Genomic DNA, 24504 nt, shown 5'->3' on the forward strand with positions numbered 1-24504 from the left:
AACCTCGCCTTATAGAAGGAAGGCCGCTACATGCCGCAGGTAGACTCCGAGTTGTTCGATCGCGGCCAGTTCCAGGCGGAACTGGCGCTCAAGTCCAGCCCCATCGGCGCCTTCAAGAAAGCCATTCGTCGCGCCCACGAAGTGCTCGATGCGCGCTTTCGTAGCGGCCGCGACATGCGCCGCCTGGTCGAAGATCGTGCCTGGTTCACCGACCAGATCCTGCTGGAAGCCTGGAATCGTTTTTCCTGGAGCGAGGATGCCGAAATCGCCCTGCTGGCGGTGGGCGGTTATGGCCGTGGCGAACTGCACCCCTATTCGGACATCGACCTGCTGGTTCTGCTCGGCAGCGACGATCAGGAAACCTTCCGCGAAGCGATCGAAGGCTTCCTCACCCTGCTCTGGGACATCGGCCTGGAAGTCGGCCAGAGCGTGCGTTCGGTCGCCGAATGCGCCGAAGAGGCTCGCGCCGACCTGACGGTCATCACCAACCTGATGGAAAGCCGTACCATTGCCGGCCCCGAACATCTGCGTGGGCGCATGCAGGAAGTGACCGCCAGCGCGCACATGTGGCCGAGCCAGGAATTCTTCCTGGCCAAGCGCCAGGAACAGAAAAGCCGGCACGCCAAGTACAACGACACCGAGTACAACCTGGAGCCCAACGTCAAGGGCTCGCCTGGCGGGCTGCGCGACATCCAGACCATTCTCTGGGTCGCACGCCGCCACTTCGGCACCCTCAACCTGCATGCGATGGTTGGCCAGGGTTTTCTGCTGGAAAGCGAATACACCCTGCTGGCCTCCTCCCAGGAGTTTCTCTGGAAGGTGCGCTACGCCCTGCACATGCTGGCCGGGCGCGCCGAAGACCGGCTGCTGTTCGACCACCAGAGCAAGGTGGCCGAGCTGCTCGGCTACAACGAAGGCGACACCAAGCGCACCATCGAGCGCTTCATGCAGAAGTACTACCGCGTGGTGATGGGCATCGCCGAGCTGAGCGACCTGATCAACCAGCACTTCGAGGAAGAGATCCTGCGTGCCGGTGACAGTGGCCCGGCGACGCCGCTGAACAGCCGTTTCCAGGTTCGCGACGGCTACATCGAGGTGACCCACCCGAACGTGTTCAAGCGCACGCCGTTCGCCATCATCGAGATCTTCGTGCTGATGGCCCAGCACCCGGATCTGAAGGGCGTATGCGCCGACACCATCCGCCTGCTGCGCGATCACCGTCACCTGATCGACGACGATTTCCGCAAGGACATTCGCAACACCAGCCTGTTCATCGAGCTGTTCAAGTGCGAACAGGGCATCCACCGCAACCTGCGCCGCATGAACCGCTACGGCATCCTCGGTCGCTACCTGCCGGAGTTCGGCCATATCGTCGGGCAGATGCAGCACGACCTGTTCCACATCTACACGGTCGATGCCCACACGCTCAACCTGATCAAGCACCTGCGCAAGTTCAAGTGGCCGGAGCTGGCGGAGAAGTTCCCCCTGGCCAGCAAACTGATCGACAAGCTGCCAAAGCCCGAGCTGATCTACCTGGCCGGTCTCTATCACGATATCGGCAAGGGCCGTGGCGGTGACCACTCCGAGCTCGGCGCCATCGATGCCGAAGCCTTCGGCCAGCGCCATCATCTGCCGGCCTGGGACACCGGGCTGATCGTCTGGCTGGTACAGAACCACCTGGCGATGTCGACCACGGCCCAGCGCAAGGATCTGTCCGACCCGCAGGTGATCCACGACTTCGCCGCGTTCGTCGGCGACCAGACCCACCTGGACTATCTCTACGTGCTCACCGTGGCCGACATCAACGCTACCAACCCGAGCCTGTGGAACTCCTGGCGCGCCAGCCTGATGCGCCAGCTCTACACGGAAACCAAGCGGGCCCTGCTCCGCGGCCTGGAAAACCCGGTGGAGCGCGAAGAGCAGATTCGCCTGACCCAGAGCGCGGCGCTGGATACCCTGGTACGCAGCGGCACCGACTCCGATGAAGTCGAGCAGCTATGGGCGCAGCTAGGCGATGACTACTTCCTGCGCCATACCGCCGGCGATGTGGCCTGGCACACCGATGCGATCCTTCAGCACCCGGACGACGGCGGCCCGCTGGTACTGATCAAGGAAACCACCCAGCGCGAGTACGAGGGCGGCACGCAGATTTTCATCTACGCGCCGGATCAGCACGATTTCTTCGCCGTGACGGTGGCTGCCATGACGCAGCTCAACCTGAACATTCACGATGCGCGGATTCTCACTTCGACCAGCCAGTTCACCCTCGACACCTACATCGTGCTGGAGGTAGAAGGTGGCTCCATCGGCGATAACCCGCAACGCATCAAGCAAATCCGCCAGAGCCTGGTCGATACGCTGAAACACCCTGACGAGTACCCCAACATCATCCAGCGCCGGGTACCACGCCAGCTCAAGCACTTCTCCTTCGCGCCGCAGGTAACCATCCATAACGATGCGCAGCGACCGGTGACCGTATTGGAACTGACGGCACCGGATCGCCCCGGCCTGCTGGCCAAGATCGGGCGGATCTTCCTCGACTTCGACCTGTCGCTGCAGAACGCCAAGATCGCCACCCTGGGCGAACGGGTGGAGGACGTATTCTTCGTCACCGATGCCAACAACCAGCCGCTGTCCGACCCGGAGCTGTGCGCACGCCTGCAGCAGACCATCATCACCAAGCTGTCGGCGACGAGTAGCCCAAGTCCGCTGCAAATCAGCATCTAAACGGTCAACAGCGCGGGCCTCGCAACGAGGCCCGCGCCCGCTTCAGCTCCCTCAGATTCTGAAACTGTCCACCAGTTGCTTGAGCCGGCCGACCTGCTGATCCAGCTCGGTACAGGCGCTGAGACTGGACTGCAGGTTGCGCACACCGTCCTGGTTCAGGGTGTTGATCTCGGTGATGTCCATGTTCAGGCTCTCGATCACCGAGGTCTGCTCCTCGGTGGCGGTGGCCACGGACTGGTTCATGCCGTCGATCTCGCCGATGCGGCGGGTCACGCCACGCAGGTTCTCGCCGGCCTGCCCGCCGATGCGCACGCTGTCGTCGCTGAACCGTCGGCTTTCGCCCATGGTCGCTACGGCGTCGCGAGCACCGGCCTGCAACTGCTCGATCATCTGCTGGATTTCCTGCGCCGAGCTCTGCGTGCGTTGCGCCAGGTTGCGCACTTCATCCGCGACCACGGCGAAGCCACGCCCCGCCTCTCCGGCACGGGCCGCTTCGATGGCGGCGTTGAGCGCCAGCAGGTTGGTCTGCTCGGAAATGCCCTTGATCACATCGAGAATCTGGCCAATGTCGTTGCTCTTCTGGCTGAGCACCTCGATATGGCTGCCGGAGGCCTGAATCTTGTCCGACAGATCGCCCATGGAGCCCAGCGTGCGCTCGACCATGCTCTGCCCTTCTTCGGCATCACGGCGGGCATCGCTGGCCTGCACCGACGCATCGGCGGCGTTGCGGGCGATTTCCTGGGCGGCAGCACCAAGCTGGTTGATCGCCGCGGCAACGCTGTCGGTACGCGCGGCCTGTTCGTTGGAGTTACCCATGGAGGCATTGGACGCCTCGACCACGGTACTCACGCGGGCGTGAACTTCACGGGTTGCCGAGGCCACTTCGCGGATCGATTCGTGGATACGCTCGACGAAGCGGTTGAAGGCACCCGCCAACTCGCCGAACTCGTCGCCGGAATCGATTTTCAGACGCTGGGTCAGGTCGCCCTCTCCCTCGGCGATGCCCCCCATGGCGTGGCTCATCACGTGCAGCGGGCGCAGCAGGATGCGGATCAGCGCCCCGAGCAACAGCAGGATCGCGATAACGCCGATGATCGTGGACATCAGCGCCGAGATGCGGAATTCACGCAGAGCAGCGAACGCCTTGCCTTCGTCGACGGACAGGCCGACATACCAATGCACGCCGGCCAGCCCCTGCACCGGTAGGAAAGTGACGATACGCGCACTGCCATCGACGGCCGAGACGCCCTGCAAACCGGACTCCAGACGCGGCGCACCACTGGGGAACAGATCCGGCAGTTTCTTGAGCACCAGGCTCTTGTCCGGGTGCACCAGCACCGTGCCCTTGTCGTCGACCAGGAAGGCATAGCCCATACCGCCCAGATCGAAGGAGTTGAGGATGTCGTCGACCGTCTGCAACTTGAGGTCGCCGCCCACCACGCCCTGCAGGCTACCGCCGGCATTGACGGGACGGGTGATGGTGATCAGCAGGCCATCACGTGGATCGGCCGCCAGGTAGGGCTCGGTCAGACCCGGCCCGCTGCTGCCCGCCGCGCTCTTGTACCAGGGCCGCTGACGCGGGTCATAACCTGCGGGTAATTCGCTAGGAGGAAACTGGGTATAGGTGCCATCGGCCTGACCGAAGTAGGCGTACAGAAAGGCGGAGGCGATGCTGCGGTGCTGCAGGTTTCTGGCCAGCGGATCGGGCGCGCTGTCGTCCTGAACCGATTCGGCGAGGTTATCCAGCAACTGCATGCGCCCATTGAGCCAATGCTGGATGTTGCCGGTGGATACCTGACCGACGTCGTGGAGATAGTGCGCCAGGTTGTCGCGAATCGAGGTGCGTTGCAGGTAGTCGTTGTACAACGCGAACGACGCAAAAGCTGCAATGACCACCAGGGACGCAGCCAGCATGATCTTGTGGCTGAACTTGAGGGTGCGCATAGAGGGGTCTCGCTAAAGAATGGCTGATAACGGGTTGCAGTCAGGCTATCGGCTCGAAGTAGCCAGCCTTTAGAACCGGGCATCAGCATGGCGCCCCAAAATGACGCCTATCGGACGGGCGAAAGGGAATTTTCCTGAAGCCGCCCCGCGTGCTAGTGTCGGCAGCTTTGTCGCCGCCCTACAAAGGACACGTCGGATCATCATGAACCACGCCCTCGCCCAGTTGCAGCCCTACCCGTTCGAGAAACTCCGCGCCCTGCTCGCCGGTGTACAGCCCGCAGCCGACCGCTCGCCCATCGCCCTGTCCATCGGCGAGCCCAAACACCGCTCGCCGGCGTTCGTCGCCCAGGCGCTGACCGACAACCTCGAACAACTGGCGGTCTACCCAACCACGCTGGGCATCCCGGCGCTGCGCGAAGCCATCGCCCACTGGTGCGAACGCCGCTTCAAGGTACCGACCGGCTGGCTCGATGCGGCACGGCATGTGCTGCCGGTGAACGGCACCCGCGAGGCGCTGTTCGCCTTCACCCAGACCGTCGCCCAGCGTGACGTCGACGGCCTGGTGGTCAGCCCCAATCCCTTCTATCAGATCTACGAAGGCGCAGCCCTGCTCGCCGGCACCCGGCCACATTACCTGCCGTGCCTGGTCGAACATGGCTTCAACCCGGATTTCGACGCCGTAGCGCCAGAAGTATGGCAGCGCTGCCAGATCCTCTTCCTCTGTTCGCCGGGCAACCCGACTGGCGCGCTGATTCCGCTGGAAACGCTGAAAAAGCTGATCGCCCTGGCGGATCAGTACGACTTCGTCATTGCCGCCGACGAGTGCTACAGCGAACTGTACTTCGACGAACAGAATCCGCCAGCCGGCCTGCTGACCGCTTGCGCCGAACTGGGCCGCAACGATTTCAAACGTTGCGTGGTGTTCCACAGCCTGTCCAAGCGCTCGAATCTGCCGGGCCTGCGTTCGGGGTTCGTGGCGGGCGACGCGGAAATCCTCAAGGCCTTCCTGCTGTACCGCACCTACCATGGTTGCGCCATGCCGGTACAAACCCAGCTGGCCAGCATCGCTGCCTGGCAGGACGAGGATCATGTGCGCGCCAACCGCGATCTGTACCGCGAGAAGTTCGATGCCGTGCTGGAAATCCTGCAGGACGTACTCGATGTGCAACGTCCGGATGGCGGCTTCTATCTATGGGCCAGGACGCCGGGCGACGATGCCGAGTTCACCCGCGCGCTGTTCGCCCAGGAACATGTCACCGTGGTGCCGGGCTCCTATCTGTCGCGGGAAGTGGATGGTTTCAACCCAGGCAGCGGCCGTGTGCGCATGGCCCTGGTCGCACCGCTGGAGGAGTGCGTGGAGGCCGCACGGCGTATCCGCCGGTTCATCCAGCGCGGCTGACGCCAAGGACGCAGGCTGGCGGCACGCGGCCTCAGCCGAGTGCCGGCATGCTCCTGGCCAGCAGCGCCGCGACATCGACGCCCCGCGGCAAGCCACCGTATACCCTGCCTCGGCCGGCGATGCGGCTGGCGATGAAGGCATCGGCGACCACCTCGTTACCCGCCTCGAGGAGCAGGCCGGCCTGCAGGGCCAGAGCGATGTCTTCGGTGATCTGCCGGGCGCGATAATGAATATCGTCGCTGTCACGCAGATCCCTCTGCAGGCCGGCGATGTGCGCCTTGAGACGGGCGTCGCCGTGGCCGTCGCCTAGCTGCATCAACAGCGCATCGAGCATCCCCGCCTCCTTCGACAAGGCGCGCAGCACATCCAGGCACTGCACGTTGCCCGAGCCTTCCCAGGTCGAGTTGACCGGCGCCTCGCGATACAGCCGCGGCAGGATGCTGTCCTCCACGTAGCCGGCACCGCCCAGGCATTCCGCCGCCTCGTTGATCATTGCCGGTGCGCGCTTGCATATCCAGTACTTGCCCACGGCGGTGACCAGGCGGGCGAAGGCTCGCTCGTGCGGGTCATCCGGCCGATCCAGGGCGCGCCCCATACGCAGGGTCAGCGCCAGCGCCGCCTCGCTTTCCAGGGCCAGATCGGCCAGCACGTTCTGCATCAGCGGCAGGTCGCTCAGCGCTCGTCCGCCGACCTGCCGCTGCGCGCAATGGTGCAGGGCCTGGCTGAGGGCCTGGCGCATCAGCGCACTGGAGCCGATCATGCAGTCGAAGCGGGTCATGGCGACCATTTCGATGATGGTCGGCACGCCGCGCCCTTCCTCGCCGATCATCCACGCGAGGGCGCCCCGGTACTCCACCTCGGCGGAAGCGTTGGAGCGGTTGCCCAGTTTGTCCTTCAGGCGCTGGATGTAGAACGGGTTGCGGGTATCATCCGGCCGGTGGCGCGGTAGCAAAAAGCAACTGAGGCCCTTGTCGGTATAGGCCAGGGTGAGAAAGCCATCGCACATCGGTGCCGAGCAGAACCACTTGTGCCCGACCAGCTCATAGGCGCCGCCCGGCCCAGTTGCACCCAACGCATGGGCTCGCGTGGTGTTGGCCCGCACGTCGCTGCCCCCCTGCTTCTCGGTCATGGCCATGCCAATGGTGGCGCCGGCCTTCTGTTCGAAGGGCAGGTTGCGCGGATCGTATTCGCAGGAAAGGATCTTCGGCAGCCAGCGTTCGGCGATATCCGGCTGCATCCGCAGCGCCGGCACACTGGCGAAGGTCATGGTCAACGGGCATCCGCTGCCGGCTTCGGCCTGGCTGTGCAGGTAGCTCATGGCCGCACGAACCACCTGGGCACCGCGGCGCGGAGCGACCCAGGGCATGGAGGGAATGCCATGGGTGATCGCCGCCTCCATCAACCGATGGTAGGCCGGGTGGAACTCGACGACGTCGATGCGATGCCCGTAGCGATCATGGCTCTTGAACACGGGCTCGTTCTGGTTGGCAAGAAAGCCGGCGGTCATCAGTTCGCCGCCGGCCAGCGCACCATAGGCGTCCATCCGCGATACGCCCCAGGCGCCGTCGAAGCGGCCTGCCCACTCCTGCAGGGGCAGGTCGATGCGGTACAGGTTACTGCCCTCCAACGGCAACGGCTGGTTGAACACCTCATGGGTTTCGGCATACTGGCTGGGCATCATGCTGCGTGCTCCTCGGCGCCGACGGCGCACGGGCGGAAGGTGAGCGAACCTGGAAACGACCGAGCGCGGCGGTCGCGGGGTGGCTCATTCCAGTGAAGCAGAAGCCCACAGGCTCTTAAAGCCGGATTTGTGCCAATGCCGGCCGCGACCTGGCCATACTCAAGCTGTCCGGCACAGCACCCAGTCATGCAACAGTACCCGCAGCTCGTCGAACTTCACCGGCTTGGCCAGGTAGTCGCTCATCCCGGCGGCCAGGCAGCGCTCGCGGTCGCCGGACTGGCTGTGGGCCGTGATCGCCAGCACCGGCAGCTCGGCACAGCCGGGCAACAGGCGCAGCGCTCGACAGGTGGCGAAACCATCCATCACCGGCATCTGGCAATCGAGCAGCAGCGCGTCGACCGACTCGCGCTGCAGGCACTCCAGGGCTTCGCTGCCATTGTCCGCAGTGCGTACCCGGTAACCGAGCTTGAGCAGCATGCCGCGGATCACCAGTTGGTTGATGGCATTGTCCTCGACCACCAGCACGGTGCATTGCTCCGGCACGCGCACGGGGCTGCCATTGGCGCGGCGCACCACCGGCTCGCTCGCGCCCTTCTGCACCGGCAAGGCCAGCGTCAGACTCAGGCGAAAGATGCTGCCGCCCGCGCCGGCACGATTGGGCTCATACGCCAGGCTGCCGCCCAGCAGATCGACCAGTTGCCGGCAGATGCTCAGGCCGATGCCGAGACCGCCGTATTGTCGAGTCATCGAGTTGTCGAGCTGATGGAAGCGGAGGTACAGGTCAGCTTCGCGGGCATCCGCCAGACCGATGCCTGCATCGATCACCTCGAAGCTCAGCGGCAGGGCCTCGAGCGTCGGCTCACCACCGCGCACGCGCAGGCAAACCTTTCCAGCGGCAGTGAACTTGATGGCGTTATCCAGCAGGTAGCCCAGCCCTTGCGCCAGTTTTACCGCATCGCCTTCCACGGTATCGGGCAGGCGCTCGTCCAGATCGAGCGTGAAAGCCAGGCCCTTGTCTCGCGCACGGCCTTCGTAGTTGGCGCACACACCATCGAGCAGGCCGCGCAGGCTGAAGGTCTCTCGCCGCGGGTAGAGCCTGCCGGATTGCAGTTCGGTGAGCGCGAGGATGTCGTTGACCATCTGCATCATGTCCCGCGCCGAGCGCGTCGCGGTCTTCTGGTATTGCTCGACCTCCGGCTCCAGGCGCAGAGTCTGCATCAGCTCCAGGGAGCCGATGACGCCGTTCATCGGCGTGCGCAGTTCGTGGGTCACAGTGGCCAGGAAGTCGTCCTTGAGGCGGTTGCTGTCGGCCAGTTCGTGGTTCAGCGCCTCCAGCTTGGCAGCGGCACTCTGCAGGATGCGTGCACGCTCCTCCTTCATCCCGTTGATACGGTCGGCCAGCGCCAGCGATAGCAACGCGACCTCGATCGCGCTGCCGATCTGACTGGCGTACATGGTCAGGAACACGTTGGGCAGGTAGCCGAGCACCATCAGCGTGTTGACCACGCCACCGATCAGAAAGGCCGCCCAGGCGATGATGAAGTAGCGCGCCACCCGCATGCCGCGCAGCCAGGCCAGCACGCCGGCGATGGACACCACCAGGGTGAACACCAGCGCCAGAACGGTGGCCAGGCGCAGCGATACGGCGTAGCTGACGGTCAACGCCAGCACCATCACCGCCGTGCCCCAGAGCATCAGCAGCAACAGGCAGCGGTCGACCCAGGGGCTGTGCTCGCTGGTCTGCAGGAAACTGCGCGCGAACTGGCAACCGAACAGCGCCGTGGCGCCGATCAGGAATGGCGTGGCAACGTTCGCCCACCAGGGGTTGTCGGGCCAGAAGAACTCGATACCGGCACCATTGACCGACACCTGATAGAGGCCGAACGAAGCGATATACAAGATGTAATAGAGGTAACTGGTATCGCGAACGCTGATGAAGATGAACAGGTTGTAGATCAGCATCACCAGCAACACGCCGTAGATGATGCCCAGCACGTAGATGCGCGCCGGCTGCTTTTCCAGGTAGGCTGTGGGCGACCAGAGGGTCAACGGCGCCTGGATCGACCCCTGGCTTTCAATACGCAGGTAAACCCGGCGCACCTGATCCGGCTCGAAATCGAGGGAGAACAGGTAATTGTTCTGGCGAATTTCCCGACTGGAGAACGGCAGCGCATCGCCGGTGCGTTGGGTCAGACGAAAGTGGCCATCGGAATCCGCCTCGTAGAGTTCCAGATGATCCAGCGGCGGATAGGCCAGTTCCAGCAGCCAGTGATGATGGAGGCCGTGGGCGATGGAATCCTGAGGCAGGTACTGCAGGTCGACCCGCAACCAGAAGGCCGAGCGGGAATAGCCAGCGTTCAATACCGGTTTGTCATGGGCGCGGAAGCTGCCTTGCAGGGCTCTGGAGGTGACGTCGTCAATGGTCTTGTCGCCCCGTACGTCCTCGAACACGGACATCAGCTGGCCAAGCGGCAAGGATCGGGTGTTCTCGTCGAACACGGCCGGCCCCGCAGCACTCGCCAATACCGGGCAAATCGCCAGAAGAATGATCAGGAAAAAACGCATGCAGCCCCGCAAATGGCCATACAGAGCAATATCGGAAGGCCCCACACCCTCACGATGACACTGACTTGCACGGCTCGAAATAGGAATGCCGGCAACTCTAGGGTCTGTCAGCCAGTCATCGCAAGTACTACGGTAAGGAAACGTCGAGGCCGGTCATTGTGCCGGCAGGCGCAGTAGAGCCTCGGTGATCGCCTCGGCCAGGTATTCGATGGAAAACACTCCGCCATAAGTCCAGGTCGAACGCATGGCAGCGAAGCGCCCTTCGCGCACGAACGGCATGGCTTGCCAGAGCGGCGTGTTGAACAGTTGATCCTGCTGGGCGAAAGGCTCGATATGCAGGATCACGCCCTCGTCGATGCGCCCCAGGGTGGTCACTGGCGATTGCACGATGCCCCAGGGGCTGCGTGGCAGCGGATAGGCCGGCTGCAGGTGCAGCAACTGCATGGCGTGGTCGGCCATGGAGTTGGCGCCGTTGATGAACACTGCCGTGGGCGAGGAAAAGCGAATCACCGCGACCTTGGGCAAAGATCCGCGGAAATGCTCGACCAGGCGCCGGTGCAGCTCATCGACCCGTGCCTGCATCGCCGCCAACTCGCGCAGTGCCTGCTCCTCGCGACCGAAGCGCTGGGCCAGGGCCAGGTAGTTGTCGCGAGCGGCGAGGTAATTGTCGTGCTGCTGGCTGAAGCTGCTGTAGGCGGCCACTGGCGCGATGCGCTCGAGTTTGCCGCGAATGTCTTCCAGCAGCGGTGGAATGACGATCAGCTCCGGCTTCAGTTGCGCCAGCAGCTCCAGGTTCGGCTCGGTACGTGAGCCAGCACTTGGCACCTCGTCCGGCAGGCGCGGGCGTACCACCCAGGTGCGGTAATCCCCGGCATCGGCCACGGCGATGGGGGTGATATCCAGTTTCAGCAGGTGCTCGGCCGCTTCCCAGCTCAGCGCCACCACCCGCGGCTGCGCCCCGGCAAAGCCCGCAACCAGGCATAACAGCAACGAGACAGCGCGCAACAGATCCTTCATGCCAGGCGCCTCTTGACCAACAGGTAAACGAAATAGCTGCCGCACACCACCGAGGCGACGATGCCGACCGGCAATTGCAGCGGGAAGATCAGCACGCGACCGAACCAGTCCGCCAGCAACATCAGCAAACCGCCCAGTGCCGCCGCCAGCAATAACTGCGACACCACCCGGCGTGCCCCCAGAATCGCAGCCATGTGCGGCGCCAGCAAGCCAAGAAAGGCCACCGGCCCCATCAGGCTGGTAACCAGTGCACAGAGTAGCGACACCAGCACCAACAGTGCCAGGCGAGCCGTACGCACATCCAGGCCGCGACTCAGGGCCACGCCATCACCGATGGAGATCAGTGTGAGCGCGCGATGGCACAGCAGGCTGAGCACGCCCAGTAATAGCACGCCCATGGCCAACCACAAGGATTGCGCCGCCGAGACCCGGTAGGTCGAGCCGGCCAGCCAGCCGAGCAACGCGAAGGAATCGGCCGTTCCCTTGGCCAGGCCAAACTGCAACGCCGCGTTGAGCAGCGCAGTGAGGGAAATACCGACCAGCGCCATCAGCGCCGGCGAATACTGGTGACGACGCCCCAGCAGCAACAGCACGGCGAGCACCGCGAGACTGCCGATAAAGGCGGCGATCGGCGCCGTGAATCCCAGCAGCGAGCCACCGAAAATCATCAGGGCCAGCATCACCGCCAGGGTCGCCCCCGCCGAGAGGCCGAGAATGTCCGGGCTGGCCAGCGGATTGCGCAGCAGGCGCTGCAACAGCACCCCGGCGATGGCCAGGCCACAGCCCGCCGCAGCAGCGGTAAGTACTCGCGGCCAACGTAACGCCCAGATCAGCGACGATGGCCACTCGAACTGCCAGCCCACGCTGCTGCGGCCCAGGCAGATGCTCAGCAGTACCACAGCAATAGTCAGCGCCAGCACCAGAAGCCCATAGCGGCGGCGCACCCGCTCCGGCCCTTCCGGCAACTCCAGACCGCGGGCGTCATCGGCGGACAACTGGCGGCGCGACAGCCATAACAACGCCGGCGCGCCGATCAGTGCCGCCGCCGCGCCGCTGGGTACCAGATCCGCCGTCCAGCGATTGGCCAGCAGTGCCAGGGCATCGGTGGCGAGCAGCAGCACGGCACCGAGCAACACGCTGTAGAGCAACTCATCCCGGGAGCGACGGGCGCCGAACAGGCGCGCCAGGTTGGGCGTCAACAGGCCGATAAAGCCGATCAGGCCCACCGCAGTGATCGATACGGCCGTCATCCAGATCGATACCATGAACAGCGCCAGCATCACCGGCCACAGGTTCAAGCCACGAGCCTGGGCGCCGTCGCTGCCCAGTTGCAGCAGGGTCAGCGGGCGCGGCGCGAGGAAAATGACCAGCAGGCCGATCAACAGCTTGGGCCACAGCCAGCCGACCCAGTGCCAGTCGATCTGTGCAAGATCTCCAGCCCCCCAGACGAACAGCCCACTGGTGTACTGGTTGTTGAGCAGTACCAGGCCCGCGGCCAAAGCACCGAGGAGCAGGTTCATGGCCATGCCCGCCAGTACCACCGGCAAGCCGGCGATGCCGTTGCGCCCGGCGATCACCAGCACCAGGCCGACCGACAGCAGCGCACCGGCCAGCGCCGCCCAGTGCCCGTGATTGGCGGCGAACGTCGGCACCAGCAAGGTCGCGCAGACCAGCCCAAGCCAGGCACCGGACGAAGCTCCGATGGTCATCGGCGAGACCAGGCGGTTCTGCGTCAGTTGCTGCAGCACGCTGCCCGATAGTCCCAGCGCCGCACCGACCAGCAAGGCGATGACCAGCCGAGGCAGGGCCGACAGATTGAATTGCAGGGCATCGAAATCCTCCTGCACGGCACCGCCGAGTACCGCCCACTGCTGAGCCAGGGGTAGCGCGGTGCTCAGTTGCAGGTGCACAACCATCAGCACCAGCAGCAGGCCGAAGGTCAGGCCATAGCGCAGCACTTGCCCACCGAACTCGCTGGCGACCGCGCCCTGACGCGCTTCGCTGAAACCCATCTTCAGGCCACCACGGCGATCTTGCGGGCGCTGCCAGGCTGCTCGATCAGTTCGATATCGATGTCGTAGAGCCCGCTGAGCAGTGGGCTGTGCAGCAGTTCGTCCGGCGTGCCGTCGAAGAACACCCGTCCCTGCTTGAGCGCGACGATGCGGTCGGCATAGCGGGCGGTGAGGTTGATGTCGTGGAGGATGGCGACGATACCCCGGCCGGTCGCCAGATTGAGTTCGCGCAGCAGCGTCATCAGTTCGTACTGGTGAGCCAGATCCAGCGCCGAGGTCGGCTCATCGAGCAGGATCAGCGGCGACTGCTGGGCCAGCAACATGGCGATCCAGGCCCGCTGACGCTCGCCCCCAGAGAGGGTATCGGCCAGGTGATCGGCGTACTGCTCGACATCGGTCTGCGCCATGGCCTGTTCGATCATCTGCCGATCCTCGGCTTGCCAACTGCCAAGCAAGCCACGCCAGGGAAAGCGTCCGAGGCGCACCAGCTCGCGCACGGTGAGCCCGGCGACATCCGGCAGGCGCTGGGGTAGAAACGCCACGCGGCGGGCGAATTCGCGCTGGCTGAAACTGCTCAGTGGCTTGCCGTCGAGCTGCAGAGTACCGGTGTCCGGCTGCAACTGCCGGGCGATCAGGTTCATCAGCGTCGATTTGCCCGAGCCGTTATGGCCGAGAATCACGGTGAATTGGTCGCCTGCCAGTTGCAGTTCGTCCAGTGCCAGGGTCAGGCGACCGTCGCGACGTACCTGGATATCGTTCAGTTTCAGCATTCGAGGCTTAGCTCCTGGCGCAGGCGCGTCAGCCGCTCTTCCTGCTTGAGTTTCGGGCAGGTGCTGCAGAGCTGGCCGTCGGCGCGGCGAAAGTGCTGGCAACAGACCTTGCGCCCCAGCGCCAGGCGCTCGCGGCCATCGTCCAGGCGCACTTCGATCAACGAGCTGTTGCCGCGCAGATCGAGCGCATCCAGCCAGCGCCCTTCCAGTTGCTGCAGCCGCTCGTTGGCCAGGGACTGTTGTCGCTGGATCATCAGCAGCGCGCCCAACACGCAATCGGCCTGCAGGCGCCGAGCCAGCTTGCGCTGAATGCCGGCCACCGCGTCGAACTCCTGCCACTGGCGCTCGACCAGTTGCTGCAATTGCTCGGCGGCGAAATCGATAAGCCCATCTTGGGCTGCGCGGCGCGGGCAATGTTCGGGCAGGCAGAAGCCATAGACCATGCCATTGCACACGGTCTGCCCCATGCCGTCGAGGCACGGCGCACGCTCGGCGAGGTGCACACCGAACAGACTCAGGTAGATGGGTTGCCAGATCAGCAGCGTCCAGGTGCGCACCGTCCAGTAATGCGCCCCTGCCTCGGGAAAGCTCGACTGCAGGTATCCATAAAGGGCGGCGATTCGCGCCTGGTTGCCGGCCGCGCCGCAGGCAAGTTCGTCATCAGCGCTGACGCCCACTCGCGCGGGAATGCCCGGCAGAGTACGTGCGGTGACATCAAGTAGTTGCGCTAGGTCGCTGTTGGCCTGGTACATCGTGAATCGGCCCCGAAGAAAATGCGTGACGGTCGCGCTGCGCCAGCCTGAGGCCTGCGCAGCGGATCACGGATTTAACCACGGCATTTGCGAACGCATCAAATTATCATTCGCGCGCAACGGCGATTTCCGACGGTTTGCGAATCAGCAGCGGGAAGACTGCCGCGGTGATCACCAGACCCACCGCACCGACCCAGAACGGCATGTGCTGGCCGTAGTGGCTGACCAGCAGACCAGCGCCATAGGAAGCCCCCATGGTGCCCAGGCACTGGAAGATATTGATCTTGCTGAAGTCCACGCCGTAGTTCTCTGGCGTACTCAATTCGAACAACAGGGCATCCAGGCGCACCGTGACCTGATACAGCGCCCAGCCGAACAACACCCGCCCAAGCAGAATCAACCACTGGTTATCGAAGCCCTGGATGAAGGTCGCCGCGGCGCCCAGCAGCAGGCCGGCGAAGATGCCATCACGGGTCGCCCCCTTGGCCGCCGAGCGCCTGCTCCACCACAGCGCGAATACCGCCACGGCGCCCGGCAGGGAATAGACGAAGCCGGCCATCAGTTCGCTGTTCCAGGTTGCCACCTGCTGCCAGTACACGGCGAAGAACGGCCGGGTGACATAGGCGACGAAATAGAACAGCAGCATCACCACACAAAGCCGATAGATCGCCAACAGGCTGCGTGTACCGGTGGCAGCGACAGTCTCTCCCTCCGTCGCTGCCTCGGCGGGCTCGCCACTGCGCGGCAGATGACCGCGGATCAGATGCATGCAGATGGCCATCTGGATGAAGTCGCCCGCCGCCATGATCAGAAACACATCACCGATGGCCAGCACCTGCAACACCAGTCCGCCCGCCGCTGCGCCGAGAATCGCGCCGAAATGCACCACCACCGACAGCGTACCGATGGTCTGGGTATGGCTGTCCTGTTGCTGCAGGCTCATCACGTAGGGGTACATGAGCAGATAGCTGCCCTTGAATACGATCATCACCAGCGACACCACCCAGAACAGCGGCAGCGAATCGATAAAGGTCAGCGCCGCGGTCAGGGCACCGGCCATGAACTGCGCGCCGATCAGGATGCGCACCGGATGCACACGCTTGGCCAGCCGCGCCCACACAGGAAAGACGGCCATCACCGTCAGGCTGATCGCCGCGAGATAAAGACCGACATGCTCGGGCGGCGGGTTGTCGAAACGCTCGGCGAAATACTGCGGATAGAAAGGAATGATCAGGTTGTCGGTGACCACGGCCAGGGCGGTCATGGCAATCAAATAGAAACGCAGATTCATGGTTCGGCAACAGCGACGGACTGGGCGCTGAATGATGCATGGGCAGCAGCGGAAAAGCGAACCGCGATGCCGAATGGCGGAAACCATATGCGGCATTCACACCTGTCATCCAAGGCTCATGGTGGCGCATTAAATGTTAAGCTCGCGCCCCACGAAAATGCCGCCGGCCACCCGCTGGTGCGAGCCCCGATCAACCAGGTACTGCGGTTGCCGCCGTACCCGTCAACCGGAACCCGTGACACAGATGATCGATTTCGGCCTCCCTGATTACGAGCGCAGCACCGCCCGCCTCGCCCCTTCTCGCCCGGTGGTACTGTGCCTGTCCGGCCACGACCCAAGCGGTGGCGCCGGCCTGCAGGCCGATATCGAAGCGCTGCTGGCCCAGGGTTGCCACGCTGCCCCGACAGTCACCGCGCTGACTGTGCAGGACACGGTCGACGTCAGCGACTTCCGTGTGCTCGACCGCGACTGGGTACTCGCCCAGGCCCACGCGGTGATCGCCGATATGCCGGTGGCCGCGGTCAAGCTGGGCATGCTCGGTTCGGTGGAAATGGTCGAGACGGTTCTGATGATCATGGACAAGCTGCCGGGCGTGCCGCTGGTCTGCGACCCGGTGCTGCGCGCTGGTGGTGGCGGCGCCCTGGGCAAGGACGAAGTCGGTTTCGCCATGCGCGAGCGGCTGTTCGCCGCTTCCACCATCGCCACGCCCAACCTGCCGGAAGCGCGCATCCTCGCCGAACTGCCAGACGGCACGCCGGATGAATGCGCGGACAAGCTGCTGCCGCATATCCGTCACCTGCTGATCACCGGCGGCCATGGCGACGAAAGCGATGTCGTGCATAACCGCCTGTACCTGCGCGATGGCAGCCAGCACACCTTTACCTGCCCGCGGCTACCCGGCAGCTATCACGGCTCCGGCTGCACCCTGGCCAGCACCCTCGCCGGCCGTATAGCCCTGGGACAGGATCTGATCAGCGCGGTACAAACCGCGCTGGACTACACTTGGCGCACCCTGCGCGATGCCGAACAACCGGGTCGCGGTCAGTTCGTACCGCGTCGCCTGCCCCTCGATTTCGCCTGAGGGAAGTCCGATGAAACTGCGTGGCCTGTACGCCATCACCGATAGCCAGTTACTCGCCGACGGCAAACTGCTGCCTTATGTCGAAGCGGCCCTCGCCGGTGGCGCGCGCCTGCTGCAATACCGCGACAAATCCACCGATGAGGCTCGTCGTCTGCGCGAAGCCGAAGCGTTGCGCAGCCTGTGCGAACGCTATGGCGCTGCGTTGATCATCAACGACGACGCCGAACTCGCCGCACGCCTGGGCGTCGGCCTGCACCTGGGCCAGGAAGATGGCTCGCTGGCCGTGGCCCGCACCCTGCTAGGGCGCAAGGCGATCATCGGCGGCACCTGCCACGCACGCCTGGAGCTGGCCGAACAGGCCGCCCGGGAAGGTGCCAGCTACGTGGCCTTCGGTCGTTTCTTCAATTCCCATACCAAACCCGGCGCGCCAGCGGCCACGCCCGAGCTGCTGGCGACCGCCAAAGCACGCGTGCAGTTGCCGATCGTCGCCATCGGTGGCATCGACCTGCACAACGCCGCACCCTTGATCGAAACAGGCGCCAGCATGATCGCCGTGATCCACGCCCTGTTCGCCGCCGATTCCGCTGCCGAAGTCGAACGCCGTGCTCGCGCCTTCAGCGCTCTGTTCGAATAGGTCTGATTTAATTTTTAAGAGAGAGCCCATCATGTCCCGCTCCGAAATCCTCTTCGCCAACGCCCAGAAACACATTCCTGGCGGCGTCAACTCGCCGGTGCGCGCCTTCAAGAGCGTGGGCGGCACGCCGCTGTTCTTCAAGCACGCCATCGGCGCCTACGTGACGGACGAGGACGACAAGCGCTATGTCGACTATGTCGGTTCCTGGGGCCCGATGATCCTCGGCCACAGCCACCCCGAGGTGATCGACGCGGTACGCCGCCAGCTCGACCACGGCCTGTCCTACGGCGCCCCGACCGTCATGGAAACCGAGATGGCCGATCTGGTCTGCGCGCTGGTGCCATCCATGGAAATGGTGCGCATGGTCAGCTCTGGCACCGAGGCGACCATGAGCGCCATCCGCCTGGCCCGTGGCTACACCGGCCGCGACAGCATCATCAAATTCGAAGGCTGCTACCACGGTCATTCCGACAGCCTGCTGGTCAAGGCCGGTTCCGGCGCCCTGACCCAGGGCGTGCCGAACTCCGCAGGTGTGCCGGCGGCCTTCGCCAAACACACCCTGACCCTGCCGTTCAACGATATCAACGCAGTCGCCGAGATGCTCGGCAAGGTCGGCAGCGAGGTCGCCTGCATCATCGTCGAACCGGTCGCCGGCAACATGAACTGCGTACCGCCAGCACCTGGCTTCCTCGAAGGCCTGCGCAGCCTCTGCGACCAGCACGGCGTGGTGCTGATCTTCGACGAAGTGATGACCGGTTTCCGCGTTTCCCTCGGCGGCGCCCAGGCGCATTACGGCGTGACGCCGGATCTGTCGACCTTCGGCAAGATCATCGGTGGCGGCATGCCGGTCGGCTGCTTTGGCGGCAAGCGCGCGATCATGGAATGTATCGCTCCGCTCGGCCCGGTCTACCAGGCCGGTACGCTGTCCGGTAACCCGCTGGCCATGGCTGCCGGCCTGACCACCCTGAAGCTGATCAGCCGCCCGGGCTTCCATGCCGAACTGAGCGACTACACCAGCAAGCTGCTGCAGGGGCTGCAAGAGCGCGCCGATGCTGCCGGCATCCCGTTCGTCACCACCCAGGCGGGTGGCATGTTCGGGCTGTATTTCAGCGGCGCCGACGACATCGTTACCTTCGACGACGTGATGGCCAGCGATGCCGAGCGCTTCAAGCGCTTCTTCCACCTGATGCTGGAAGGCGGCGTGTACCTGGCGCCGAGTGCGTTCGAGGCGGGTTTCACCTCCATCGCCCATGGCGAGGCCGAGCTGAAGCTGACCCTGGACGCCGCCGAGCGCGCTTTCGCCATCCTCAAGCAGGCGTAAGAATCGGCCAATTATGCGCGGCAGGCGCTTATTGCCGCGCATAATGGGGAACCTGTAGTACCACGATTGATCGTCTATAGGGTATGTCAGCTGCCGATTTGAGCCCTATCGGGCGTAATTTGCAGATAGCAGCGACGCGGCCGCGCCACAATGGGGCAGAAAAGCCGGTAAACACTTTGTAAGAACGGTGCGGCTTATTTCATAATGTGATGGCGGACGCATTTGTTCCGCCAGGAATCCACCCTGTCAGCACCTCGAGGTATTCGGATCTTCATGAAGCGCACCGGCCGCACCCTGTCTCTGGGCTGCCTGTTGCTCCTGCTGCCCTTGCTTGCACTGGCGGACGGAAACTCATTGCTGATCCCGGCGACCGGCAGTTGCTCGCTGAACGTCGCCCCTGAAGACCTGCCCGATGCATTGCAGGCCTGCCAGCAAAGCGCCGAAGGCGGCAATTCCCAGGCGCAGTACGAGCTTGGCGAGTTCTATTACGAAGGTAGAGCCACCGAACGCGATCTCCCTCAGGCACTGAGCTGGTTCGAGCGCGCATCGCTGCAGGGCCACCCGCAAGCGCAATATCACCTGGGCATGATGTTCTTTCGTGGCGAGGGTGTGGCCGCCAATAACGTGCAGGCCTATATCGTGCTGAAGATGGCGGCGGTCAACGGTTCGGACGAGGCCATGGACAGCGCTGACGAAGTGTCACTGCAAATGCCAAGAGCGGAGCTGGAAGTGGCCACCCAGGTGCTGGGACAGATCTTCCGCAACTACCTGCAGGAACTGCAGGCCGCCGACGGCCTCTCCCCCTTCGCACCGCTGAAATAGAAGCTTCAAGGCAAAGCATCCGTGATTCTTCTCTACAGGCTCTACAACCATCCAGCAAGGCGATCACTTTAGCCCTTGGCAACAGCGCTCAGCTTGCAGCTTGAGGCTTGCCGCTCACTTGTCCGGCATCGGCATGGGGAACGGCATGATGTTGCCACCGCCCTTGGCCTCGCTGATCTTCGGCGTGCCCAGACGCTCGACCTCGTCGATGCGCACGATCGAATGCATGGGGACGAAGCTGCGCACCACGCCATCGAACTGAGCCTTGAGCTTTTCCTCGCTGGGGTCGACGACGACCTGGGTGCGTTCGCCAAAGACGAATTCCTCTATTTCCAGAAAGCCCCACAGATCGCTCTGGAAGATCTGTTTGGCGTACATCTCGTACACCTGGCCCTGGTTGAGGAAAATCACCTTGTAGATCGGTTCACGCTTGCTCATGGGTAACGATTGGCTGGCAGATAACAAAAAAGGGGGCGAATCTTAGCACGGCTATCCGCTACGGCGTCGCCCCTCCGTCCATAGCTTGTGGCCTCGGTCGGCCAAGCCCCCTATAATACGCGGTCATTTTTATGGCCAGCCATCAACGGCCATCCTTCGGGCCGTCGCTGACGCGACGTTAAAAATTTCTTTCGCTACTTTTCAATCATTCCAGGCAGCGCCATGACCAAGAAGCTCTATATCGAAACCCACGGTTGCCAGATGAACGAGTACGACAGCTCGCGCATGGTCGACCTGCTGGGCGAGCATCAGGCCCTGGAGGTGACCGATCGCCCGGAAGACGCCGACGTCATCCTGCTCAATACCTGCTCTATCCGCGAAAAAGCCCAAGACAAAGTATTCTCCCAACTCGGCCGCTGGCGTGAGCTGAAGCTGGAGAACCCGGATCTGGTGATCGGTGTCGGCGGCTGCGTGGCCAGCCAGGAAGGCGCGGCAATTCGCGACCGCGCCCCGTACGTCGACGTGGTGTTCGGCCCGCAGACCCTGCATCGTCTGCCGGAGATGATCGACGCCGCACGCAGCACCAAGATCGCCCAGGTGGATATCTCCTTCCCCGAGATCGAGAAGTTCGACCGCCTGCCCGAGCCACGGGTCGACGGCCCCAGCGCCTTCGTCTCGGTGATGGAAGGCTGCAGCAAGTACTGCACCTTCTGCGTGGTGCCCTACACCCGCGGCGAAGAAGTCAGCCGACCGCTGGACGACGTGCTGGGCGAGATCATCCACCTGGCCGAAAACGGCGTGCGTGAAGTGACCCTGCTTGGCCAGAACGTCAACGGCTATCGCGGTGCGACCCGTGAGGGCGGCATCGCCGATTTCGCCGAGCTGCTGTACCTGGTGGCCGCCATCGATGGCATCGACCGTATCCGCTACACCACCAGCCACCCGCTGGAATTCTCCGATGCGCTGATCCGCGCCCACGCCGAGATTCCGGAGCTGGTGAAATTCCTCCATCTGCCGGTGCAATCGGGCTCCGACCGCATTCTCGCAGCGATGAAGCGCAACCACACCGCACTGGAATACAAGTCGCGCATCCGCAAGCTCAAGGCCGCAGTGCCGGACATCGTCATCAGTTCGGACTTCATCATCGGCTTCCCCGGCGAAACCGAGAAAGACTTCGAGCAGACCATGAAGCTGGTGCAGGACGTCGGCTTCGACTTCTCCTACTCCTTCGTCTACAGCTCGCGCCCAGGTACCCCGGCGGCCGACCTGGTCGACGACACCCCGGACGACGTGAAGAAGCAGCGCCTGCAGATCCTGCAGAACCGCCTCAACCAGCAGGGCTTCGAAAACAGCCGGCGCATGGTTGGCAGCGTGCAGCGCATCCTGGTCAGCGACTTCTCGAAAAAGGATCCGGGCAAGCTGCAGGGCCGCACCGAGAACAATCGCTACGTCAACTTCCCGTGTGACAACCCACGACTGATCGGCCAGTTCGTCGACGTGCACATCGACGAAGCGATGCCGCATTCCTTGCGCGGCACCCTGATCGAACGCCACTGAACCTTCCGCGAAGCGAGGGTCACTCCAGAGCAAGCGCAGCGCGGTCATCGGCTGCGCTTTCCCCCAGCGACGGCTAGCGCTATTCTCTGCCTTCAACTCAGCCGACTGGCGGCCAAAATACGACTTTGAATACTTCCATAGAACCTCATCGCTTCACCCTCGAACCCTTTGAAGCCAAGCGCTTCGCCAACCTCAGTGGGCAATTCGACGAACATCTGCGCCTGATCGAATCACGCCTGGGTATCGAGATCCGCAACCGCGGTAACCAGTTCGAACTGCTCGGCGAGCCAGAACAGACCACCTCTGCCGAAAACCTGCTGCGCCGCCTGTATCGCGAAGCCGACAACACCGAGCTGTCGCCGGATATGGTGCACCTGTTCCTGCAGGAGTCGGGTATCGAGGAACTGAACAACCCCAGCGCCCATAGCAACATCGCCCTGCGCACCCGCAAGGGCATGATCCGTCCGCGAGGCGCCAACCAGCAGCTCTATGTCAAGGCGATCCTCGACCACGACATCAACTTCGGCATCGGCCCGGCCGGTACCGGCAAGACCTACCTGGCCGTGGCCTGCGCCGTCGATGCCCTGGAGCGCGAGCAGATCCGTCGCATCCTGCTGGTGCGTCCGGCAGTCGAGGCTGGCGAGAAGCTCGGTTTCCTGCCCGGCGACCTGTCGCAGAAGATCGACCCCTACCTGCGCCCGCTGTACGACGCACTCTACGAAATGCTCGGTTTCGAGCAGGTCGCCAAGCTGATAGAGAAGCAGGTGATCGAGGTCGCACCGCTGGCCTACATGCGCGGCCGCACCCTGAACAACAGCTTCATCATTCTCGACGAGAGCCAGAACACCACGATGGAGCAGATGAAGATGTTCCTGACCCGGATCGGTTTTGGCTCCACCGCGGTGATCACTGGCGACATCACTCAGGTCGACCTGCCGCGCGGCACCAAGAGCGGCCTGACTCATGTGATCGAGGTGCTCAAGGGCGTACCGGGCATCAGCTTCACCCACTTCAAGCCCAAGGACGTGGTGCGCCACCCGCTGGTGCAGCGGATCGTCGAGGCCTACGAGCGCTTCGATGCCGAACGTCAGCCCTTCGACCGCCGGCCGGCGGACAACGACCCGGGTGCCAGGGCCGACAAATGATCGAGCTGGATCTGCAGGTCGCCAGCACTGGCGACCACCTGCCTGCGACAGGCGCCTTTCAAGCCTGGTGTGAGCTGGCCCTGCGTCAGCGCACGGCAGACTCGGAACTGACCATCCGCCTGGTCGACGAGGCCGAAGGCCGCGAACTCAACCACACCTGGCGACACAAGGACTACGCCACCAACGTATTGTCCTTTCCCGCTGACGTACCTGATGATTTGCTGGATATCCCGTTGCTTGGCGACCTGGTGATCTGCGTACCGGTGGTCGAGCGCGAAGCCATCGAACAGGGCAAGACACTGGAGGCGCACTGGGCGCATCTGGTGATACACGGCTGCCTGCACCTGCTCGGCTACGACCACATCGATGATGAGGAAGCCGAGGAGATGGAAGCGCTGGAACGATTATTGCTCGCCGAGCTGGGTCATCCCGACCCGTATGCCGGCGACGAATAGAAGCAAGGATCCCGAGTAAAACCCCATGAGCGAAGACCGATCGAGCAACGAGCAAAAGTCCTGGCTGAACAAGCTGACCCAGGCTTTTGCTCATGAGCCGAAGAACCGCCAGGAACTGCTGGAAGTCCTGCGCGATGCGCATCAGAACAAACTGCTCGACAGCGAGGCCCTGGCCATCGTCGAAGGCGCCATCCAGGTCGCCGACCTGCAGGTTCGCGACATCATGGTGCCGCGCTCCCAGGTGGTCACCATCAAGGCCACCCAGTCCCCGAAAGAATTCCTTCCGGTGATCATCGACGCGGCGCACTCGCGCTACCCAGTGATCGGCGAGACCCTCGATGACGTGCTCGGCATCCTCCTGGCCAAGGATCTGCTGCCGCTGCTGCTGGGCGACCAACCCGACTTCAACATCCGCGACATGCTGCGCCCGGCCACCTTCGTGCCCGAGTCCAAGCGCCTCAACGTGCTGCTGCGCGAGTTCCGCGCCAACCACAACCACATGGCCGTGGTGATCGACGAGTACGGCGGCGTTGCCGGCCTGGTGACCATCGAAGACGTGCTCGAACAGATCGTCGGCGACATCGAGGACGAGCACGACGTCGAGGAAGACAGCTACGTCAAACCGCTGCCCAGCGGCGACTTCCTGGTCAAGGCGCTGACCCCCATCGACCACTTCAACGAAGCCTTCACCACCGACTTCTCCGACGACGAGTTCGACACCGTTGGCGGCCTGGTGATGAGCGCCTTCGGCCACCTGCCCAAGCGCAACGAAGTGACGGTGATCGGCGAGTTCCGTTTCCGCGTGCTGAACGCCGACAGCCGCCGCGTGCACCTGCTGCGCCTGACGCCACTGGCCCGCTGACGTGTTGTAGCGCCCTGCCGTTGGTGGGGCG

19 protein-coding genes are annotated in these 24504 nt (G+C 63.7%); 10 read left to right on the plus strand and 9 right to left on the minus strand.

Translation table 11 applies throughout. The features are described from left to right. Positions 1-30: 30 nt before the first annotated feature. The gene (locus DNK10_RS01055; protein ID WP_131190298.1) at positions 31-2727 is read left to right on the plus strand and encodes a [protein-PII] uridylyltransferase; all 2697 of its coding nucleotides are present in this window, start codon (positions 31-33) and stop codon (positions 2725-2727) included. A gap of 51 nt (positions 2728-2778) precedes the next feature. Here DNK10_RS01055 and DNK10_RS01060 read toward each other — a convergent pair whose 3' ends face one another. Beyond that, positions 2779-4671 (minus strand): methyl-accepting chemotaxis protein, encoded by a 1893-nt coding sequence (locus DNK10_RS01060; RefSeq protein ID WP_131180863.1) that lies wholly within the window; start codon positions 4669-4671, stop codon positions 2779-2781. A 202-nt stretch (positions 4672-4873) separates the two neighbouring features. Here DNK10_RS01060 and dapC point away from each other — a divergent pair, with 202 nt between their 5' ends. Beyond that, positions 4874-6070 carry a succinyldiaminopimelate transaminase gene (dapC, locus tag DNK10_RS01065; protein WP_131190299.1) on the plus strand — a complete coding sequence of 399 codons (1197 nt, stop codon included), beginning with the start codon at positions 4874-4876 and terminating at the stop codon, positions 6068-6070. Between the two features lie 31 nt (positions 6071-6101). Here the strand turns inward: dapC and DNK10_RS01070 are convergent, their stop codons facing one another. From DNK10_RS01070 to DNK10_RS01100, 7 genes are all read right to left on the minus strand, one after another. Then, complete coding sequence (locus tag DNK10_RS01070) at positions 6102-7751, minus strand: acyl-CoA dehydrogenase family protein (RefSeq protein WP_131190300.1); 1650 nt, start codon at positions 7749-7751, stop codon at positions 6102-6104. A gap of 159 nt (positions 7752-7910) precedes the next feature. Further along, positions 7911-10316, minus strand: coding sequence for a hybrid sensor histidine kinase/response regulator (locus DNK10_RS01075; protein ID WP_131180866.1), 2406 nt, complete (start codon positions 10314-10316; stop codon positions 7911-7913). A gap of 153 nt (positions 10317-10469) precedes the next feature. After that, a complete protein-coding gene (locus DNK10_RS01080; RefSeq protein WP_131190301.1) occupies positions 10470-11333 on the minus strand; it encodes an ABC transporter substrate-binding protein in 864 nt (287 codons plus the stop codon). Next, positions 11330-13345 (minus strand): Fe(3+)-hydroxamate ABC transporter permease FhuB, encoded by a 2016-nt coding sequence (gene fhuB, locus DNK10_RS01085; RefSeq protein WP_131190302.1) that lies wholly within the window; start codon positions 13343-13345, stop codon positions 11330-11332. The genes DNK10_RS01080 and fhuB overlap by 4 nt, the downstream gene beginning before the upstream one ends. Positions 13346-13347: 2 nt before the next feature. Continuing rightward, a complete protein-coding gene (locus tag DNK10_RS01090; RefSeq protein WP_131180869.1) occupies positions 13348-14115 on the minus strand; it encodes an ABC transporter ATP-binding protein in 768 nt (255 codons plus the stop codon). Further along, positions 14109-14867, minus strand: a complete 759-nt coding sequence (locus DNK10_RS01095; protein ID WP_131190303.1) for a siderophore ferric iron reductase — start codon at positions 14865-14867, stop codon at positions 14109-14111. The genes DNK10_RS01090 and DNK10_RS01095 overlap by 7 nt, the downstream gene beginning before the upstream one ends. Positions 14868-14973: 106 nt before the next feature. Continuing rightward, positions 14974-16158: an MFS transporter gene (locus DNK10_RS01100; RefSeq protein WP_131190304.1), complete on the minus strand. Its 1185-nt coding sequence runs from the start codon at positions 16156-16158 to the stop codon at positions 14974-14976. Between the two features lie 244 nt (positions 16159-16402). Between DNK10_RS01100 and DNK10_RS01105 the strand changes: the two genes are divergently transcribed. From DNK10_RS01105 to DNK10_RS01120, 4 genes are all read left to right on the plus strand, one after another. After that, positions 16403-17239, plus strand: coding sequence for a bifunctional hydroxymethylpyrimidine kinase/phosphomethylpyrimidine kinase (locus tag DNK10_RS01105; protein WP_131190783.1), 837 nt, complete (start codon positions 16403-16405; stop codon positions 17237-17239). A gap of 10 nt (positions 17240-17249) precedes the next feature. Next, positions 17250-17873 (plus strand): thiamine phosphate synthase, encoded by a 624-nt coding sequence (gene thiE / locus DNK10_RS01110; protein WP_131190305.1) that lies wholly within the window; start codon positions 17250-17252, stop codon positions 17871-17873. A gap of 31 nt (positions 17874-17904) precedes the next feature. Beyond that, positions 17905-19194: a glutamate-1-semialdehyde 2,1-aminomutase gene (gene hemL, locus DNK10_RS01115; protein ID WP_131190306.1), complete on the plus strand. Its 1290-nt coding sequence runs from the start codon at positions 17905-17907 to the stop codon at positions 19192-19194. 273 nt (positions 19195-19467) lie between these two features. Beyond that, positions 19468-20016 (plus strand): tetratricopeptide repeat protein, encoded by a 549-nt coding sequence (locus tag DNK10_RS01120; protein ID WP_131190307.1) that lies wholly within the window; start codon positions 19468-19470, stop codon positions 20014-20016. Between the two features lie 114 nt (positions 20017-20130). Here the strand turns inward: DNK10_RS01120 and DNK10_RS01125 are convergent, their stop codons facing one another. After that, complete coding sequence (locus tag DNK10_RS01125; protein ID WP_070882209.1) at positions 20131-20454, minus strand: DUF1820 family protein; 324 nt, start codon at positions 20452-20454, stop codon at positions 20131-20133. 222 nt (positions 20455-20676) lie between these two features. Between DNK10_RS01125 and miaB the strand changes: the two genes are divergently transcribed. The 4 genes from miaB to DNK10_RS01145 all read left to right on the plus strand — a co-directional run bounded on the left by miaB (position 20677) and on the right by DNK10_RS01145 (position 24473). Beyond that, positions 20677-22011 (plus strand): tRNA (N6-isopentenyl adenosine(37)-C2)-methylthiotransferase MiaB, encoded by a 1335-nt coding sequence (miaB, locus tag DNK10_RS01130; protein ID WP_131190308.1) that lies wholly within the window; start codon positions 20677-20679, stop codon positions 22009-22011. Between the two features lie 125 nt (positions 22012-22136). Continuing rightward, complete coding sequence (locus tag DNK10_RS01135; protein WP_131190309.1) at positions 22137-23156, plus strand: PhoH family protein; 1020 nt, start codon at positions 22137-22139, stop codon at positions 23154-23156. Beyond that, entirely contained in the window at positions 23153-23611 is a 459-nt protein-coding gene (ybeY, locus tag DNK10_RS01140) for an rRNA maturation RNase YbeY (RefSeq protein WP_131180878.1), read from the plus strand. Before DNK10_RS01135 ends, ybeY begins: the two co-directional genes overlap by 4 nt. A gap of 25 nt (positions 23612-23636) precedes the next feature. Continuing rightward, the gene (locus DNK10_RS01145) at positions 23637-24473 is read left to right on the plus strand and encodes an HlyC/CorC family transporter (protein ID WP_131180879.1); all 837 of its coding nucleotides are present in this window, start codon (positions 23637-23639) and stop codon (positions 24471-24473) included. Positions 24474-24504 lie beyond the last annotated feature (31 nt).

The organism is Phytopseudomonas daroniae, from assembly GCF_004327275.1.
In the GTDB taxonomy this organism is placed as follows: Bacteria; Pseudomonadota; Gammaproteobacteria; order Pseudomonadales; family Pseudomonadaceae; genus Aquipseudomonas; species Aquipseudomonas daroniae.